A 17904-nucleotide genomic window follows, 5' to 3' on the forward strand; every position below is an offset into this window, starting at 1 on the left:
TTAAGCCTTTATGCTCTTTAAGATCAGTTTTGAAATTTCATAAACATCATCTTTACTCATCGCCGTGCCACTTGGCAAACAAATTCCTTTTTGGAAAAATAACTCACTATTGCCATTAAGATAAGCCTTAGCTCCTTTAAATACTTCTTGAGCGTGCATAGCTTTCCATAATGGTCTTGTTTCTATTTGTTCATTTTTCAAATCTTCTATGAGTTTTGAAATTTTTGGATGCAAAGTAATATTTTTTTGACTGATATTTATATCTTTTTGACAAGAATTAAGTTCATTTTTATCAAAATCAATCAAAGCTGTACTTAACCAGCGATTGCTTCTTGAATTTTCTAATTCATCTAAAAAGCTAAAACACTCTCCTAAAAATTCTTTATACCACTCATAAATTTCTCTTTTTTTAAGCACTCTTTGTTCTAAAACCTCCATTTGTGCTACGCCAATAGCTCCTAAAACATTGCTTAAGCGGTAATTATAACCATAATCTAAATGTTCATAATGCAAACAATTTTCCCTAGCTTGAGTGCTATAAAATCTTGCTTTTTCAATCTTTTCTTTATTTTTTCCTATAAGCATACCTCCACCTGAAGTGGTGATAATTTTATTGCCATTATAAGAATAAGCTCCAAATTCTCCAAAAGTTCCTAAAGCTTTATTCTTATAAAAACTTCCTAAAGCTTCAGCAGCATCTTCGATTAAAACAATTTCATTTTCTTTGCAAATTTCAACAATTTCATCCATTTTAGCCGCATTGCCATAAAGATGAGTTAAAATCAATGCTTTTGGTTTTTTTTCACATTCTTTAATAGCAAGCTTTAATAAATCTACATCGATATTATAAGTTTCATCACAATCTATAAATACAGGTTTTGCTTTAAGATAACAAATAGGTGCTACTGAAGCGATAAAAGTGAAAGAAGAAGCCAAAACAATATCATCTTGTTTTACCCCTGCCACCCTTAAAGCTAAATGCAAAGCCGCTGTGGCTGAATTTAAAGCTAAGGCATTTTCACTTTTACTGTAAGCCTTGACACTTTGTTCAAAGCGATTTACAAATTCACCCAAAGGTGCTATATAATTGCTTTTGAAAACTTCTTCTATATATTTTAATTCATTACCACCCATATGCGGAGGAGAAAGAAAAAATCTCATGATTTATCCTTTGTGTAAAACAAAATTTTTATAAATTGACTCTATTTTACCTAAAAAAATTTACAAAGAATCAAACAAAAATCTTTTTATAATCATTTCATATTTTTCTTTTTGCAGGTACTCCCACAAAAACACCTTTTTCATCTTGATTTTTAACTAAAGTTGCTCCACCACCTAAAATACTATCATCTGCCAAACTTAAATTAGGCAAAACACAAGAATTAATCCCTAAAAAACAATTTTTACCAATTTTTACATTACCCGCACATTTAGCCCCCACACTCACATGAGAAAATTCCCCTATCACACATTCATGCTCAATTACGCTTGAAGTATTTAAAATCACACCTTTTTCTATTTTAGCTTTAGCGTTAATCACTACATAAGGCATGATTAAAATTCCTGCACTTTCTTCCACGATTGCGCTAGGACTTATAAGTGCACTTTTATGGATAAGATTGACAATTTTAAAGCCATTTTCTGAAATTTTTTGATAAATCTTTTTTCGAATTTCATTGTTTCCTATGGCTATAAAAAAATCATATTTAGGTAAGGTACTTTCAAATTTCATTCCTTTAAAATCATCTAAAAAAATACATTCTTTATAACCCATATTTTTAGCCACATCTTCACAAACAAGCCCATGACCACTAGCACCATAAATATAAATTTTTTCAGTTCTTGCCATTAAATTTCTCTGTTGTAACATGGCCTTCTTTGCTTACCCCACTTCGTTTTAAAACCTTTAAAGCTGTTAAAAACATGATTTTTAAATCAAGCAAAAAAGAAATATTTTTCACATAATACACATCAAGTTCGAATTTTTTCTGCCAAGAAATAGCATTTCTACCATTTACCTGCGCCCACCCTGTTATACCTGGACGCACTTTATGACGCAATTTTTGCTCTTCATTATAAAGGGATAAATACTCTACTAAAAGAGGTCTAGGTCCCACAAAACTCATATCCCCTTTTAAGACATTAAAAAGTTGTAAAAGCTCATCCAAGCTTAAGCTTCTAACAATTTTTCCAAAAGCTTTTAAGCGAAGCTCATCGCTTAATAACTCACCCTTTTCATCTCTTTCATCGCTCATGGTTTTAAATTTATAAATTTTAAAAATTTTTTCATCTAACCCGGGGCGATTTTGGGTAAAAATCACACCTCCTTGAGTGATTTTTAAAAGTAAAGCAGTGATTAAAATCACCGGAGAAAAAAGTACTAAAAGCACTAAAGCTAAAATAAAATCAAAAATTCTTTTAAAAACTTTTTCATACATTCTTAATTACCCTATCATAAAGTTTTAAATAACGCTGTGCGATATTATTTTCATCGTATTGTAAAGCATCTTGGGCGGCATTTTTAGCTAAATTTAATCTTAATTTTTCATCTTCTAATAAAAGTGAAATTTTTTCGCTTAAATCCTTAGCATTTTTTGTTTTTGCCCAAAGTCCATCATAAGCATTAGAAATAGCCTCTACACAACCTTCACAATCGCTCACCACTATAGCCTTACCACAAGCTTTTGCCTCCAAAACACTTACAGGAAAGCCTTCTTTATAGCTTGGCAAAACAAAAATATCACAATTTTGCAAAAGTTCTACGATATCACTTCTAGCACCCAAATAATGCACTGCGCCAGAGTTTAAAAACTCCAAACTCGCACAAGAAGGATTTTCATCTCTTCCACCAACTAAAACAAAATTTGCTTTGTCTTCTAGCATAGTAGCACTTTCATAAAATTCTTTTACACCTTTATGCCATAAAGCTCTTGCTATCATAAGTACAATGGGTTTTTTATCTATGTTTAAATTTTTCCAAAAAAGCTCTTTTTTTTCCGATTCTACATAAATAGGAAAAAAATTTTTTAAATTGATCCCTACGGATTTTATCACACAAATTTTACTTTCCTTAAGTCCTAAATTCCGCATAAACTCAGCATTACCTTCATTGACAAAAATAAATTGGTGTGCAAATTTAAAACTTAATTTATAAAGATTATTAATAACAAAACGCACTAAATTTGCCTTAAAACCTTGATCTATATAAAAAGATCCCAAGCCTTCTACCAAAGCAAAACGATAAGGAATTTTTGCCCATTTTGCTGCTAAAATTCCAAAGGTATTGCTTTTGTGTGCCGCACTTTGAATAAAATCAAGATTTAAATTTTTCAAAACCTTAGCAAGATAAAAAAAATTCTTTAAAACCACAAAAGGATTTAAACTAGCTCTTGAAAGCTCGTAAACAATTACTTTCAAGCCAAGATCTCTAAGTTTTTGTGTGTATTCATCTTGTGGCACTATAACAAAAACTTCATCTTTTCTATCTTTTAATGCTTTTATAATAGGCGTTCTAAAATGATAAATACTTGCTCCTGCATGTGATAAAAATCCTATTCTCATTTTCAACCCTTAAATTTTAAGTTTAAAAACCTTAGCATCTCTAGAATTAATCACCAAGTCAAATAAATTCTTATCATAATTTCCCAAAAAAAACATTTGCACATAAGCACTATTAAACATGGTTTTATCCATTAAAATAAATTGTGCGTAAGGAATAGCACTATCCTTTAAATAAAAAATATAAAACTGAGCCTTATCATCAATTGGAGTGATTTTGTATTCACCTTGTTTAATAGAATTAATCTCTACGATACTATTTACAGAAACCACATTATCACCTATTTTAAAACTTCTAAAATCATCGCTTAAAACCACTCCGTTGCTAAGATAAATTTCTCCATTTTTAACATCAAGTGGATAAGCTGTGCTAAAGGTAAAAGGTTTATCCAAAACTCCTGTATCTAAATTAATAAAAGAAAAACTAGCCACCGTAGAAAAAATCAAAGACATTCTAGCGGGCATATAAAGATAAATATCACGAGTTTTTGGTGTATCGATTTTAAAATCAGGTTTTGATAATGAAGCTAGAAACAAATCCACATTGCTTTGATTATAATCTTTCATCATGGCTTGTAAAATGTCTGTTTTTAAAATATCATTTTGCGGAGCATAAAAGCTTTTTTCTGTATATTCTACACTAAGTCTTGCCATATTAGCCGCAGCTTGTTCATCTTTGCTTAAAGCAAAAGAAGGGAAAAAATTATCCTTACCTAAATGCTTTCCACCATCTACTAAAGTTTTCGCATCGCTATAATAACGCACGGGATAACCATAATCCCACCAAGTTACCACATAATCTTCTCTATTGGCTATATTTTTTAATTGATTTAATAATGATGCTTCATTTTGAGAAAAAACTGTTGGTGCTTTATAGTTGTAAATATGGATAAATACTGGAGCTAAAGTCAAAATAGTTGCAAAAACAATACAAATATTTGAAGTTAATTGGCTATATTTTTTAACCAATATAGCCTTAAACTCGCTCAATAAAAAACCAAATCCTAAAGCCATTACAGGTACGGAATAAATGGTAAATCTAAGCCCCCCTTTTAAGGCTAAAAACCCAAGCACCAATATAGGTAAAGCCATAATCATACTTTTATGTTTTCTCAAAAGCCATACAAAACCAAACAAAGAAAACAAAAAAACAATTTCACTACCGCTAATTCTTCGCATAAATTCGCTAAGATCTACATTTTCAACTTCTTGTATGGTTTGATTGACATTAAAATACATAAAGCCCTGTGTTAAATTCGCACTTTCATCACTTCTAAAAATATAAAATTTAAGCTGATAAAGTATGGGATCAACCCCACCACTTAAAATCAAAAATATCAAAGTTACACTACCTAAAATTCCTATAATCATAAAATTTAAGCGTTTTTGCTCTAAGGCGAATAAAGCAAAAAGTATTACTATAATGGCACTTTGATAAAACCATGCTATATTTGAAAGAGTAAGAGAAGACAAAATCACAGCTATATAAAAAATCTTTTCTTTTCTATGAAAAATAAGTGTATAAATTAAAAAAAGTCCGATTAAAGCTACATTTAAAGTATAGCTTGAAGGATACCACCAAAGATAAATTCCTATAAATAACGGCAAGGCAATCAATGAAAAAAAGTCTTTTTTTAAAATCATTCTTACCATAAAAAATAAAATAAACATAGGCAAAACAATTACCAGCATATCCGTATCATAATACCCACTCATAGTGCGATTATAATAACTGTTTGCTATACTTGCTAAAAGAGCAGCTACAAAGCCCATTAAAGGGCGTTTGTATTCGTTAGCTAGTAAAACAATAGGAATCACCACTAAAGAAGATAAAAAAGTACTCATATATAAAATGATACTTTCAAAAGAAAAAGGTGTGATTTTATAAAGCCAATAAGTAAGCGTAGATAAAGAAGATCCATAATAACTCAAATCATTAGGCTGATGAAAACCTGCTATCATATCTCTTGCGCCCTCAGCAAAGGCATAGCCATCGTTTGAAATGATCATTAATTGATTATTGAAAAAATACTCATTAAACTCACTTGCCCACCAAATCCAGTAAAATCTACACAATACACTAAAAACATAAGCTAATATAATCATCGCAAACAAAACTAAATAAGGGTTTTTTAAATACTCTTTTTTCAACATCTTTTATCCTAATAAATATTTCAAAGCATCGCGTGCAATTTTTACTTTATCAAAGGCTTTAGCCCTAGTTTTAGCTTTGTTTTTATACGCTTTTCTTAATTTATCGTCTTCAAGCATAGTTTTTAAACCCTGAAACATAGAGTTTTCATTATCTACTTCTACTAAAAGTCCAAATTCATCATCGCCAAAAAGCTCTCTTGCACCACTTTTATGATCAGTGCAAACCACCGCACAAGAACAAGCCAAACTTTCGATTAAAACATTTGAAAAACCTTCAAAGACAGAAGCAAAAGCAAAAAATTCGCATTTAGCCATGTATTTATAAGGATTATTATCAAATCCTAAAAGCAAAACCTTTTCTTCCAAATTTAATTCTTTAATCAAAGCTAAAAGCTCATCTTTAAGCACACCTTCACCTAAAATCACAAGCTTTAAGCCTGTTTTCAATCTCGCATAAGCACGAATTAATAAAGCATGATTTTTACCTTTATCAAGCCTGCCTACACTTAAAATAAATTTATCTTTTAAAGCTATATCTTCAAGGGCTTTTTGCCCTATGTTTTCTAAATCGATGGCATTGTATAAAATTTCACATTTTTTTGGATTTATACTAAAATTTTGCACCAAATCTTCTAAATTTCCCTTAGAATTAGGCAAGATTAAATCAGCTTTTGGGTAAAGCAAAGAAATTAAAAATTTATTTACCAAAGAATTAAAATTATTTTTCATATACATCACACTTGGCGTAGTGCATTCATTGATCACAAGGCGAGTTTTGTTTCCAAACATTCTTGCCATTAAGGCTATATAATTAGGTCGATTTAAAAAAACAAATTCTGTATCAATACCCAAATTGCTGCAAAGTTTTTTGTATTTTAAAGCCAAAAAAGGTAGTTTTAAAAATTTCAAAATAGGATTTTCACTAGGTTTTGAACATTCTAAAAAATGAATTTGACACTCTGGAATTTCATAAGAAATTTTATCATTCATCAAGATCAAATGCACTTCAAATTTCAAACTTAAAATAGGCAATAAAGTCGCCACAACTCTTTCAGCACCACCACTTCCTAAAGAATAAATAAAAATGCCTAATTTTTGCATAAAGCCACCCGAATTTTTGATAATTTTTCAATCATATTATTTGGAATTATACTTAAAATGAGTAATATCAAAGCAGGAGCATTGATTTTTATACTCAGGCTTTTAAACAAACATTTATAAAGGGCTTTATAATTTTTTGCCAGTTTTGCATAATAAGCTGCCATTTTATAATAACTCACACAAGTTTTTTTATAATCTTTATCCTTACTCATTCTAAGTTCATTTTCTAAAATTTTAGCAAGCTCTAAATATCCCAAATACACCCTATGAGCATTTTTACTCGCACCCAAAGTCACGCTATCTTGCCTAAAAATCCTATAAATCCTAAAAGCCTTATGGATATAAAAACTTTTTTCCTTGTATAAATTTACCCAAAGCGTGGCTTCATTGCCATAAAATTCTTCATTAAAACGCTTGTTTTCAAGTAGAGATTTTTTAAAAACAGAAAAAAACTCTCCGCTAAATTTAGCCATTAAAAAATCTTTTTTAGAAATTTCACTATCTTTTTCCAAGCCCTTACCGCTAAATTCCTTGCTTAAATTTCCTTCTTTTTCTATCAAACAATTTCCAAAAACATGAGCATAACCCTCATTTGCTTTTTGCATTAAGGTGCTTAAAGCCCCAGATAAAAGTTCATCATCATCATCTAAAAAAGTTACAAACTCGCCACTTGCTTGATCTAAGCCATTATTTTTATTGCCATTTGGGCCTTGTTTGTAATTTTGATTTAAAAAATACTTAATGCGATCATCATCTTTTTGTAAATTTTGCACCACACTTTTAGTATCATCGCTAGAATTATCATCGCTTACAATAATTTCTAAATCTTTAAAATCTTGATTTTGTATGCTTTTAATAGCCTTTTCTAGTAAAACTTGACGATTAAAAGTTGGTACTATAACAGAAAGTTTAGGCATTTTTAACCTCAGCTATAAGCTTAAGCCATTCTTCTTTGATATGAGAAATTTCAAAGTCTTTACACCTTTGTTTGGCATTATTTACAAGTTCTTTTCTAAAATTTTCATTATTTAAAACAAGTTCAAGTTTTTTAGCAAGTGCTATTTCATCATCACAACCTATCAAAAGCCCATCATGATTATCTTTGATTAAATCCTTAGCACCATTATAATAAGAACTTGAAATTCTACAAACCTCAAAATACAAACTTTCAATTAAAACCGTTGGCAAACCCTCTACAAAAGAACAAAGACAAAGCACTTTTGCTTTTTCATAAAGAGTCTTGACATTTTCAACTCGTCCTAAAAAATCAACTTTTATTCCTAAAGATTTTACCTTGTATTCAAGTTCTTGCCTTAACTCTCCATCTCCTGCTATAACAAATTTATAATTTTCTTGCAAATTTTTATCCAAATGCGCTATAGCTTTTAAAAACATTGCAGGGTTTTTGTTGTGATCTAAACGCCCTATAAAAAGAACCAAATTTTCCTTTTCAAAACTAGAATCAAAAGGAATTTCATCACTAAAATGACAAGGATTTAATAAAAGCCTAACCCTTTTTACAAATCTTTCATAATACACCTTATCACTGCTCCCAAGCACACTTAAAGCATCACAAAAAGGATAGCTTACTCTTCTTAAAAAACGCCAAATTTTAGGTTTTAAATACGCTTCATTGCTATGCTCACTTATAATGAGTGGAGTTTTAAACCCTATTTTCGCAGCAATACAAGCAATATTAGTCGTATCCAAAAAAGAAATAAAAACATCAGCCTTACTTTCTTTCAAAGCCTTTCTTAAAGCAAAAAATTTCTTAAAACGACTTGCGATTTTATGATAAAGCGTATCAAATCTAAATTGTTCTAAACTTGTAACTTTAACTTCATTTTCAAGCTTATAAAAAGATTCTCCTGCATGAAATTTAATAATACTTACTTCATGCTCTTTGCAAAGTGCATTAGCTAAGGTTACTAAAACACGCTCAGCGCCTCCTGAATTTAAAGTTGCGATAATAAAGCTTATTTTCATCATTTCCCCTCTTTAAGCTTACCGTGTTCTAAACGATAAACCTTATCACATTGCGTTATCGTAGAAAGGCGATGTGCGATAATAATCATGGTTTTATCTTTAGAAATTTTATAAATTTCATCCATGATTTTTGCTTCACTTTGAGTATCAAGCGCAGAAGTTGCTTCATCAAGCACTAAAATTTCAGGCTCTAAATATAAAGCTCTTGCTATAGCTATGCGTTGTTTTTGTCCCCCGCTTAAATTACTCCCCCCATCACCCACTTTTGTTTGCACTCCTTGAGATAAATTTTTTATAAAATGCTCTAAATTTGCTTGTTTGATAACCCTATTAAGTTTTTCTTCATCAACCGCATCTCCAAAAGTGATATTTTTAGCTATACTGTCATTAAAAAGATAGATATTTTGCGGGATATAGCCTATTTTTTGGCGATAATTTTTTGTATTATTTGCATTTAATTCTTGCTCATCAATTAAAATTTGCCCTTCTTTTGGTTTTAAAAGTCCTATGATAAGATCTACTAAGGTACTTTTTCCGCAACCACTCTCCCCTATAAAAGCGATTTTTTCGCCTTTTTTAATGTTTAAGTTAAGATTTTTAAATAAATATTTTTTTCCCTCATAACCAAAGCTAAGGTTGTAAATTTTAAGCTCTTGATTAAAGCTTAATTTTTCCTCGCCCAAATTTTCTTCTTCTTGTCTTAAATTTTGATAAATAATATCCAAAGAAGAATGATAATAAAGCAAATCATGATAACTTGTAATAATACGATTTGCACTTGGCATTAAGCGATAAAGTGCTAAAACAAAAATAGAAATCGTGGATAAAATACCTGAAATATCACTTTCATTTTTCAACACCAAAAATACCACGATAAAAACAAGTACACAAAAACCTATTCCTTCAAGATAAATTCTAGGCACCGCAGCTACGCTTTCGTTGGTAATATTTGCTTTAGAAAAAGCTTCACTTTGCGCTTTAAAAAGACTTAATACTCCATCTTCTTTGGTTTTAAGCTTAATAAATTTGAAATTATTTAAATTTGTATTTAAAATTTCAAAGAAATTTTTCATCGCTTCTTCGCGTCTTGCTCCTGCTTTTTTAATGATAGGGCTTAAAATTTTCACTAAAATAAAGGCATTTAACACCATAAAAATACTTAAAAATAAAGTGATTTTATAATTAATCAAAAGCATTAAAGCATAAAGCAAAAGCACTACAAAAATTTCACTCATCAAAAGCAAAAATGATGAAATCATAGTGCTTAGATTATAAACTTCTCCTGTAATAGACTTTAAAATTTCAGATTGATTTTTTTGAGTAAATTTTTCATAATTAATATTTAAAAATTTAGAAAAAACCTTATAAGCGATCGCATGATAACGCCCTTTAGAAAATCTTGCCAAAAGATGAAAATAATACGCATTTAACAAAGCTCTAAACACATAAAAAACAATAAGCCCCACTCCAAAATAAACAATGATTTCAAAAACAGGGATATTAAGATATTCTTTTAGGCTGATTAAATATTTATTACGATCAAAATAAGAAAAATCACTGGCCAAAGTGATAAAAGGCATTACCAAAGAAATCGCAAAAGTTTCTATAAAAGAAATAAATATTGAAAAAACAAGCAAGAAAAATAAAAAATTTTTATCTTCCTTACTTAAAATAAAAAAAAGTTTTTTTAACACTGTTTTTCCCAATCAAAAGCAGATTTGCAAATAAGCTCTAAATCATCATATTTAGGCTGCCAAGAAGTAAGATTTCTGATTTTACTTGCATCAGAAATCAATACACTAGGATCACCCGCACGGCGTGGGGCAAGTTCTACTTTAAAATCCACTCCGCTAACTTTTTTCATCGCTTCAATCACTTCTTTTACGCTAAAACCATGTCCATAACCTACATTAAAAACATTGCTTTCATTCTCTTGTAAATAATCCAAAGCCGCTAAATGCGCACTTGAAATATCATCTACATGGATAAAATCTCTTATGCAAGTACCATCTTTTGTATCATAATCATCGCCAAATATGAAAAGTTTATCACGTTTTCCTGCGGCACATTCAGCTGCAACTTTTATGAGTAAGGTTGCTTTTGGATAGTGTTGTCCTAAAGTATAATCCATACAAGCACCTGCAACATTAAAATATCTTAAAATACAATGCTTAAATTCAGGATTTGCCATACTTGCATCACGCAAAACCTCTTCACTCATAAGCTTACTACGCCCATAAGGATTAATAGGTGCTAAAGGGCTTGTTTCGCTCACAACAGGAGTTTGTGGTTCGCCATAAGTGGCTGCCGTTGAAGAAAATATAAATTTATTTACTCCAGTTTGCAAACAAGTTTCGATGAGATTTGTCGTATTAACAGTGTTGTTCATATAATATTTTAAAGGGTTTTGCATACTTTCAAAAACTTCAATGCTTGCTGCAAAATGCACAATAGCGTCAAATTTTTCTCTCTCAAACAATGCTTTTACGCCTTGAAAATCACTTAAATCTTGTTCGAAAAATTGAAAAGCTCTTATTTTTTGCAAATCTTCTATTGCGATTTTAGAACCCTTAGAAAGATTATCTAAAACACAAATTTCATGATCTGTTTTTAAAAATTGTCTTAAAGTATGAGAACCTATATAACCTGCACCACCGCTAATAAGAATTTTCATCATCATTCCTTTTTTTTAAAAATGTCAAAAATAAATTTTAATATATTTTCTTAAATACTTAAGATCGAACTTTTGAAATTTCACTCTCACAAGCTTTTGCAAAAACTTCTGTATAAGAACAATCTGATTTTTTTGCACACAAGAAATCTCTCATATAAGAAAGAAAATTAACATAATCTTCTTCATCAACATTAGCTTTAATAAGTTCATATTTTAAAAAAAGCATATAGGTGTTTAAAACATCGCTTTCGCAATATTCGTGGATTTTTTCAAGTTTATTTTCATAAAAAAGTTCCATTACCTCATCGCCATGCACATCATATTTTCCTGGCAAACCCACCATAGAGCAAAGTGTATCAAGCTTTATTCCACGCCCATTAGATCCTAAGGATTCTAATAAATCACAATGTTTTAATTCTGAAAATCTTGTTTTATAATTATTCCATTTATCGCTTTGAGTATCTAAATAAGTTGCTGCTTTTAAATTGTATTTTAAAGCCCTTAAAACAAGAACAGGCATATCGAAATTTTTACCATTAAAACTGACTAATTTTGGCTCATAATTTTCTATAAAATTGAAAAAATTCTCAATCATTTCTTTTTCATTTTGCCCATCAATTTTATTTACTTTGATAAATTTTCCAAAATTATCGCTTAAAACCGCACAAATACTGATGATTTTATGATAAGGCAAAGGCAAAAACTCACTCCCGCTTTGTTCTTTTTGCCACTGAAGTGCTTTTAAACTTACCTCCAAATCACTTCCTTCAAAACCTAAAGTTTTGCGGATAAGCTCAACATCTGGCACACTCTCACAATCAAAAACACAAATATAACCTTCATTTTTTGCCATTTTTTAACCTTTTTTTAAATAATTTCGCTAAAATCATAGCAAAAATTTTAAAATATTAGGCTTTTAATGAAAATAGCAATTGTTCGTTTGTCAGCACTTGGTGATATTATCCAAAGTGCCGTGGTTTTGCAATTTATCAAAAATTTTAAAAAAGATATAGAAATTCATTGGTTTGTAGATGAAAAATTTGAAGGCATACTTAAAAACCATCCTTTAATAGACAAACTCTATGCCCTGCCCTTAAAAGACAAAAAAATTTTAAAAAGCCTAAAAATTCTTCTTAAAGCAAGAAAAAACAACTATAATGTAGTAATAGATCTACAAGGGCTTATAAAATCTGCTATTGTAAGTCGAATTTTAAGTAGAAATAATTTTGGTTTTGATAAAAATAGTCTTAAAGAAAGTTTTGCTCATAATTTCTATAACCAAAAACTTGAGTTAGATTACAATGAAAATGTATTTGTAAGATACTTAAGTCTTACCTCCTTTATGTTAAATACTGATTTTAATGTCAAAAATTTAGCCTTTAAACAAGATATTTTTAGCGTAGATGAAAATTTAAAACAACTCTTAAACAATAAACTCAAGCTCGACAAAAACGAAAAAAACATACTCATACACGTGGGTTCAAGTGTAGAAAATAAAATCTATCCTAAAACCAAACTTGCTATACTTTGCAAACTTTTAATCAATGAATTTCAACAAGCAAAAATTTGGCTCGCTTGGGGAAATGTAAAAGAATACGAATTTGCCAAAGAGGTTTTAAATCTTAGTGGTATTGATGAAACACATATAGAATTAGCACCAAAATTCAGCCTTGAAGAGCTAATGGCTTTTACAAAAATGATGAATCTTATCATAGGAAATGATAGTGGTCCAACACATTTGGCTTTTGCTTTAAATAAGGCATCTATTACGATTTTTGGTGCAACACCAAGCTACCGCAATGCTTTTCAAACTCATATCAATAAAATCATTGATGCAGGTAAAAAAATCCAAAATGCCAAGCATATCGATAAAAGTGATTTTTGTATCACGCGTATAGAAGAAGAAGATATCTTCAAACTTGCCAAAGGCTTACTTAATGAAAAATAGTGATAGAATATATCTTAGTCTTTATTATATTTTAAAATTTTTTGTTACTTTTATGCCTGAGTGTATCTTGCATTTTTTAGCTTTAATTGTAGCAAGAATCACTTTTTATCTTAACAAAAAACATCGCAAAATCATCGATACAAATTTGCAAATCTGCTTCCCTCAATACACTCAAAAAGAACGCGATAAATTGTCTTTGAAAATTTATGAAAATTTTGCTCAATTTGGAATTGATTGTTTGCAAAATCAAAACACCACCAAAGAAAAAATTCTCAATAAAGTAAATTTCATCAATGAAAATTTACTTATAGACGCTCTAGCTTTAAAGCGTCCTATTATCTTCACAACTGCACACTATGGAAACTGGGAAATTTTAAGCCTTGCTTATGCAGCTAAATATGGTGCGATTGCCATAGTAGGGAAAAAGTTAAAAAGTGAAATTATGTATGAAATTTTAAGCCAAAGTCGCACCCAATTTGACATAGAACTTATCGACAAAAAAGGCGGCATAAGACAAATGCTAAGCGCTCTAAAAAAAGGGAGAACTTTAGGAATTTTAACCGATCAAGACTGCGCAGAAAACGAAAGCGTAAGATTAAAATTTTTTAACAAAGAAGTGAATTATCAAATGGGAGCAAGCCTTATCGCACAAAGAAGCAATGCTTTGATCATCCCTGTTTATGCCTATAAAGAAGATGGTAAATTTTGCATAGAGTTTTTTAAAGCAAAAGATTCTCAAAATGCAAGCTTAGAAGAACTGACACTTTATCAAGCACAAAGTTGCGAAGAAATGATTAAAAAAAGACCTTGGGAATACTTTTTTTTTCATAGACGCTTTGCAAGTTATAATAAGGAAATTTACAAGGATGCAAAATGAATCTAAAGCAAATAAGTGTTATTATCATTGTAAAAAATGCAAAACAAACCTTGCTTGAATGTTTAAATTCTTTAAAAGATTTTGATGAAATTATTTTACTTAACAATGAAAGTAGTGATAATACCCTAAATATAGCTAATGAATTTAAAAAAGATTTTGCTAATTTGCACATTTACCACAGTGCTTTTATAGGTTTTGGAGCTTTAAAAAACCTTGCTTTAAGTTATGCAAAAAATGATTGGATTTTAAGCATTGATGCTGATGAAGTGCTTGAAAATGAGTGTATTAAAGAGCTTAAAAATTTAGAACTTCAAGAAGATAATATCATCGCACTTAGTCGTAAAAATCTCTATAAAGGCGAATGGATAAAGGCATGTGGTTGGTGGCCTGATTATGTTTTAAGAATTTTTAATAAAAATTTCACTCGTTTTAATGATAATTTAGTACACGAAAGCCTTGTTTTACCAAGTAATGTTAAAAAAATTCATCTTAAAAATGGATTAAAGCATCATGCTTTTAGAGATATTTCTCACTTAATTAATAAAATGCAGCACTACTCAAGCCTTTGGGCAAAACAAAATATACACAAAAAAAGTGGTGTTTTAAAAGCAAATTTAAGAGCTTTTTGGACTTTTTTTAGAAATTATTTTTTAAAAAATGGCTTTTTGTATAGTTATAAGGGTTTTATAATTAGCGTTTGTAATGCCTTAGGGACTTTTTTTAAATATATGAAATTATATGAACTTCAAAAGCAAAAGCCAAAAACTTGTGCTTTAATAATAACAACCTATAATCAAAAAGAACGCCTTAAGTTAGTGCTTGATAGTGTTAAAAATCTAACCTTTTTACCCAATGAAGTTTTAATCGCAGATGATGGTAGCAAAGAAGATACAGCAAGGCTTATTGAAGAATATCAAAAAAATTTTCCTTGCCCTTTAAAACACATTTGGCAAGAAGATGAAGGGTTTAGGCTTAGTAAAAGTCGCAACAAAACTATAAAAAACGCTGATAGTGAATATATAATAATTATTGATGGTGATATGATTTTGGAAAAAGATTTCATAAAAGAACATTTAGAATTTGCACAAAGAAGACTTTTTTTACAAGGTTCAAGAGTAATTTTAAATGAAAAAGAAAGCGAAGAAATTTTAAACAAAGATGATTATCGCATAGCTTTTAATAAAAAAGATTTTAAAAGTTCTAAAAATTCTTTTTTAGCTAAAATGCTTTACAGTCTTTCAAAAAAAGATGAAAAAATCTTTAAAAAAACCACTCTTATTAAAGGTATTAGGGGTTGCAATATGAGTTTTTTTAAAACTGATTTTGATAAACTTGATGGTTTTAATGAAAATTTTATTGGTTGGGGTAGAGAAGATAGTGAATTTGTTGCTAGATTTTTATTTAATAAAGGCATTTTTAGACGCTTAAAATTTAAAGCTATTGCTTATCATATTTATCACAAAGAAAATAGCAAAAAAATGCTCGAAAGCAATCATCAAATTTATTTAGATACCATCAAAAATAAAAAAATTTCTTGGAGAAATTAAGTTTTAAAAATAGCATTTTACATTTATAAATTTTTTTTAATAATTTATATTTAAAATAATTTATTTTTTTATTATTAAATAAAAATTTTAAAATATCAATTTGCAAATAAATCAAAACATATGACTTTAAATTTTCTTTAAGAATTTTATTTTCTTTTATATATTTTAAAATATAAAAATAATCATCCAAACATTCCTGAATTTTCTCTTTATTTTTTTGTCGCTTAGTAATCGAAAAAGAATGATCTACATAATTATACAAATGCAAATCAACTTGCAAGTATTCATCATCTTTTAAATTGTTTATCAAGAAAAAAACCGCAAGCATATCTTCGGCTACAAGGAGTTTTTTATCTATCAAAAAAAGTTCTTCTAGGGATTTTAAATAAAAATCCTTTTTTACAAACAGAGTGCAGATATTCCAATAAATTCCTTTAAATTCTTTTAAATTTTTAAGTGTATCTTTAAATACTGATTTTAATTTAATTCCATTACTAATCTGAGTAAAAGAAAATTGGCATATTTTATAAGTATTTATTAAAAGTATTAATTTTTCGCAAGCATCAAGCTCCAAATAATCATCAGGGTCTAAAAACATCAAATACTCACTATTTGAATGTTTAACACCATTATTTCTTGCTGCAAAAGTACCCAAATTTTTTTCATTGTGAATTATTTTTATTCTTTCATCTTTTTTGGCATATTCTTTAGCTATATCTATACTTTTATCACTCCCACAATCATCCACTACAATTATTTCTATATCTTTAAAAGTTTGATTGATACAACTTTCTAAAGCTTTGGCTATATATTTTTCTACATTAAAAGTTGGCAAGATGATTGAAATTTTAGGCATTGTTTTTCTTAAAAATCTTTTTTGGGTGGCGAAAATATAATCTTAACATAAATTTAAATCTAAAAAGTTTTAAATTGATACCCACTAAAGTAAATAAATCATTTATATTGAGATAATTTAAGGGATAGTATTGCTCAAGATAATAATGAATATAATGTAAAAATATTTTATTTGGAGTTTTTTTGTCTAAAATATTACTTTCTTTGCAAAAAAGCAAAATATTAACCCCAATTACACACATACAATAAGCTTTAAAATAAGCTCTAAGCTTAGAATAATCATCGAAATAATATCTTAAAGGTTCTAAATAAAAAGGTATGCTTTGTGGTATTATCTTTTCTTTTTCACTTTTTATTATAGAATTAGCTCGAATTCTATAAATTAATAATTCTTCTTTAACACAAGTTATTTTTTTAGCACTTAAGAATAATATAGTTCCAAAATCATGATCTTCGTGATAAATCCCATAAGTAAAACGAAGCTTATAAATATTTAACAACTTTGCTCTAAAGCTTCCTTGCCAAGCAAAATAAAACTCACAAATATTATTTTTTTTAAAAAAATCAATCCCACTGATATTTTTAGTGTATTTACAATTTAAATAAATATCGCACTCTGCTTTTTGTCTAAAAACTTGCTCTTCTTCAAGGAATTCTTTAATATTATGTGTGCAAATATCTATATCATCTTTACTCATCTCATTTACGCATTTTTCAATACAATCAAGCTCTAAATAATCATCGGAATCTAAAAAGTGAATAATATTATCAGGTAAATCTTGAATGATAAAGTCATTAAGATTTTTAAGCTTTGTTTGGATTATATTTTTACTAAGTTTTGTAAAGTTTTTATTTATTTCTTCTTTTGTAAGTTCTTTTGTACTATTTTTAAAAGTGTTTGATTGTTTATAACTAATAATATTTTCTTCATTTTCAAAAAAATCTCTTAATTTAATGCCTTTTATAAATTCCAAACCCGCATTTCTAGCTGAACTTAAGCCACCATTTCCTTTTGCAATAAGAAAAATTCTTTCATCTTTTTTGGCATATTCTTTAGCTATATTTAAGCTATTATCAGTACTACCATCATCTACTAAAATAATATCTAGATCTTTATAAGTTTGATTTATAACGCTTTTTAAACACTCATCTAGGTATTTTTCTACATTATAGATTGGGATTATGACGGAAATTTTACACACAT

Annotated in this window: 16 protein-coding genes; 3 read left to right on the top strand and 13 right to left on the bottom strand. The window is 28.9% G+C overall.

Annotated features, from left to right (window positions below):
• The 11 genes from pglE to FBF22_RS05510 form a co-directional block, all read right to left on the bottom strand.
• Complete coding sequence (gene pglE, locus FBF22_RS05460) at window positions 1-1161, bottom strand: UDP-N-acetylbacillosamine transaminase (RefSeq protein WP_002852877.1); 1161 nt, start codon at window positions 1159-1161, stop codon at window positions 1-3.
• Window positions 1162-1258: 97 nt separating this feature from the next.
• Window positions 1259-1849 carry a UDP-N-acetylbacillosamine N-acetyltransferase gene (gene pglD, locus FBF22_RS05465; RefSeq protein ID WP_004308598.1) on the bottom strand — a complete coding sequence of 197 codons (591 nt, stop codon included), beginning with the start codon at window positions 1847-1849 and terminating at the stop codon, window positions 1259-1261.
• Window positions 1836-2438: an undecaprenyl phosphate N,N'-diacetylbacillosamine 1-phosphate transferase gene (pglC, locus tag FBF22_RS05470; RefSeq protein ID WP_038401435.1), complete on the bottom strand. Its 603-nt coding sequence runs from the start codon at window positions 2436-2438 to the stop codon at window positions 1836-1838. Before pglC ends, pglD begins: the two co-directional genes overlap by 14 nt.
• Window positions 2431-3561 (bottom strand): N,N'-diacetylbacillosaminyl-diphospho-undecaprenol alpha-1,3-N-acetylgalactosaminyltransferase, encoded by a 1131-nt coding sequence (gene pglA / locus FBF22_RS05475; RefSeq protein ID WP_052777650.1) that lies wholly within the window; start codon window positions 3559-3561, stop codon window positions 2431-2433. Before pglA ends, pglC begins: the two co-directional genes overlap by 8 nt.
• A gap of 9 nt (window positions 3562-3570) precedes the next feature.
• Complete coding sequence (gene pglB / locus FBF22_RS05480; protein WP_052777649.1) at window positions 3571-5712, bottom strand: undecaprenyl-diphosphooligosaccharide--protein glycotransferase; 2142 nt, start codon at window positions 5710-5712, stop codon at window positions 3571-3573.
• Between the two features lie 3 nt (window positions 5713-5715).
• Complete coding sequence (gene pglJ / locus FBF22_RS05485) at window positions 5716-6813, bottom strand: N-acetylgalactosamine-N,N'-diacetylbacillosaminyl-diphospho-undecaprenol 4-alpha-N-acetylgalactosaminyltransferase (RefSeq protein ID WP_002884080.1); 1098 nt, start codon at window positions 6811-6813, stop codon at window positions 5716-5718.
• Window positions 6801-7730: a GalNAc(5)-diNAcBac-PP-undecaprenol beta-1,3-glucosyltransferase gene (gene pglI, locus FBF22_RS05490; protein WP_002884081.1), complete on the bottom strand. Its 930-nt coding sequence runs from the start codon at window positions 7728-7730 to the stop codon at window positions 6801-6803. The genes pglJ and pglI overlap by 13 nt, the downstream gene beginning before the upstream one ends.
• A complete protein-coding gene (gene pglH, locus FBF22_RS05495) occupies window positions 7723-8802 on the bottom strand; it encodes a GalNAc-alpha-(1->4)-GalNAc-alpha-(1->3)-diNAcBac-PP-undecaprenol alpha-1,4-N-acetyl-D-galactosaminyltransferase (protein WP_079264332.1) in 1080 nt (359 codons plus the stop codon). Before pglH ends, pglI begins: the two co-directional genes overlap by 8 nt.
• Window positions 8799-10493, bottom strand: a complete 1695-nt coding sequence (gene pglK / locus FBF22_RS05500) for an ABC-type lipopolysaccharide transporter PglK (RefSeq protein ID WP_002935022.1) — start codon at window positions 10491-10493, stop codon at window positions 8799-8801. The genes pglH and pglK overlap by 4 nt, the downstream gene beginning before the upstream one ends.
• On the bottom strand, window positions 10487-11473 hold the full coding sequence (gene galE / locus FBF22_RS05505; protein WP_165433263.1) for a UDP-glucose 4-epimerase GalE: 987 nt from the start codon (window positions 11471-11473) through the stop codon (window positions 10487-10489). The genes pglK and galE overlap by 7 nt, the downstream gene beginning before the upstream one ends.
• A gap of 58 nt (window positions 11474-11531) precedes the next feature.
• Window positions 11532-12326, bottom strand: coding sequence for a 3'-5' exonuclease (locus FBF22_RS05510; protein WP_052777648.1), 795 nt, complete (start codon window positions 12324-12326; stop codon window positions 11532-11534).
• A gap of 66 nt (window positions 12327-12392) precedes the next feature.
• On the opposite strand from FBF22_RS05510, the gene waaC reads away from it, so the two are divergent.
• Genes waaC through FBF22_RS05525 form a run of 3 tightly spaced genes read left to right on the top strand, consistent with a single transcriptional unit; the run spans window position 12393 to window position 15845 of the window.
• The gene (gene waaC, locus FBF22_RS05515; protein ID WP_002884086.1) at window positions 12393-13421 is read left to right on the top strand and encodes a lipopolysaccharide heptosyltransferase I; all 1029 of its coding nucleotides are present in this window, start codon (window positions 12393-12395) and stop codon (window positions 13419-13421) included.
• On the top strand, window positions 13411-14298 hold the full coding sequence (gene htrB / locus FBF22_RS05520; RefSeq protein WP_002867215.1) for a lipid A biosynthesis lauroyl acyltransferase HtrB: 888 nt from the start codon (window positions 13411-13413) through the stop codon (window positions 14296-14298). Before waaC ends, htrB begins: the two co-directional genes overlap by 11 nt.
• Window positions 14295-15845, top strand: coding sequence for a glycosyltransferase (locus FBF22_RS05525; RefSeq protein WP_002867216.1), 1551 nt, complete (start codon window positions 14295-14297; stop codon window positions 15843-15845). The genes htrB and FBF22_RS05525 overlap by 4 nt, the downstream gene beginning before the upstream one ends.
• Here FBF22_RS05525 and FBF22_RS05530 read toward each other — a convergent pair.
• The gene (locus FBF22_RS05530) at window positions 15814-16701 is read right to left on the bottom strand and encodes a glycosyltransferase family 2 protein (protein ID WP_115768225.1); all 888 of its coding nucleotides are present in this window, start codon (window positions 16699-16701) and stop codon (window positions 15814-15816) included. The genes FBF22_RS05525 and FBF22_RS05530 overlap by 32 nt on opposite strands.
• Window positions 16694-17902, bottom strand: coding sequence for a glycosyltransferase family 2 protein (locus tag FBF22_RS05535; protein WP_052847090.1), 1209 nt, complete (start codon window positions 17900-17902; stop codon window positions 16694-16696). Before FBF22_RS05535 ends, FBF22_RS05530 begins: the two co-directional genes overlap by 8 nt.
• Window positions 17903-17904 lie beyond the last annotated feature (2 nt).

It is taken from the genome of Campylobacter sp. CFSAN093260 (assembly GCF_012890095.1).
GTDB classification, from domain to species: domain Bacteria; phylum Campylobacterota; class Campylobacteria; order Campylobacterales; family Campylobacteraceae; genus Campylobacter_D; species Campylobacter_D jejuni.

What these genes read in the sequence shown, in the direction of transcription:
- pglE (WP_002852877.1), bottom strand. Translation starts at nt 1,161, where the DNA reads ATGAGATTTTTTCTTTCTCCTCCGCATATGGGTGGTAATGAATTAAAA.
- pglD (WP_004308598.1), bottom strand. Translation starts at nt 1,849, where the DNA reads ATGGCAAGAACTGAAAAAATTTATATTTATGGTGCTAGTGGTCATGGG.
- pglC (WP_038401435.1), bottom strand. Translation starts at nt 2,438, where the DNA reads ATGTATGAAAAAGTTTTTAAAAGAATTTTTGATTTTATTTTAGCTTTA.
- pglA (WP_052777650.1), bottom strand. Translation starts at nt 3,561, where the DNA reads ATGAGAATAGGATTTTTATCACATGCAGGAGCAAGTATTTATCATTTT.
- pglB (WP_052777649.1), bottom strand. Translation starts at nt 5,712, where the DNA reads ATGTTGAAAAAAGAGTATTTAAAAAACCCTTATTTAGTTTTGTTTGCG.
- pglJ (WP_002884080.1), bottom strand. Translation starts at nt 6,813, where the DNA reads ATGCAAAAATTAGGCATTTTTATTTATTCTTTAGGAAGTGGTGGTGCT.
- pglI (WP_002884081.1), bottom strand. Translation starts at nt 7,730, where the DNA reads ATGCCTAAACTTTCTGTTATAGTACCAACTTTTAATCGTCAAGTTTTA.
- pglH (WP_079264332.1), bottom strand. Translation starts at nt 8,802, where the DNA reads ATGATGAAAATAAGCTTTATTATCGCAACTTTAAATTCAGGAGGCGCT.
- galE (WP_165433263.1), bottom strand. Translation starts at nt 11,473, where the DNA reads ATGAAAATTCTTATTAGCGGTGGTGCAGGTTATATAGGTTCTCATACT.
- FBF22_RS05510 (WP_052777648.1), bottom strand. Translation starts at nt 12,326, where the DNA reads ATGGCAAAAAATGAAGGTTATATTTGTGTTTTTGATTGTGAGAGTGTG.
- waaC (WP_002884086.1), top strand. Translation starts at nt 12,393, where the DNA reads ATGAAAATAGCAATTGTTCGTTTGTCAGCACTTGGTGATATTATCCAA.
- htrB (WP_002867215.1), top strand. Translation starts at nt 13,411, where the DNA reads ATGAAAAATAGTGATAGAATATATCTTAGTCTTTATTATATTTTAAAA.
- FBF22_RS05525 (WP_002867216.1), top strand. Translation starts at nt 14,295, where the DNA reads ATGAATCTAAAGCAAATAAGTGTTATTATCATTGTAAAAAATGCAAAA.
- FBF22_RS05530 (WP_115768225.1), bottom strand. Translation starts at nt 16,701, where the DNA reads ATGCCTAAAATTTCAATCATCTTGCCAACTTTTAATGTAGAAAAATAT.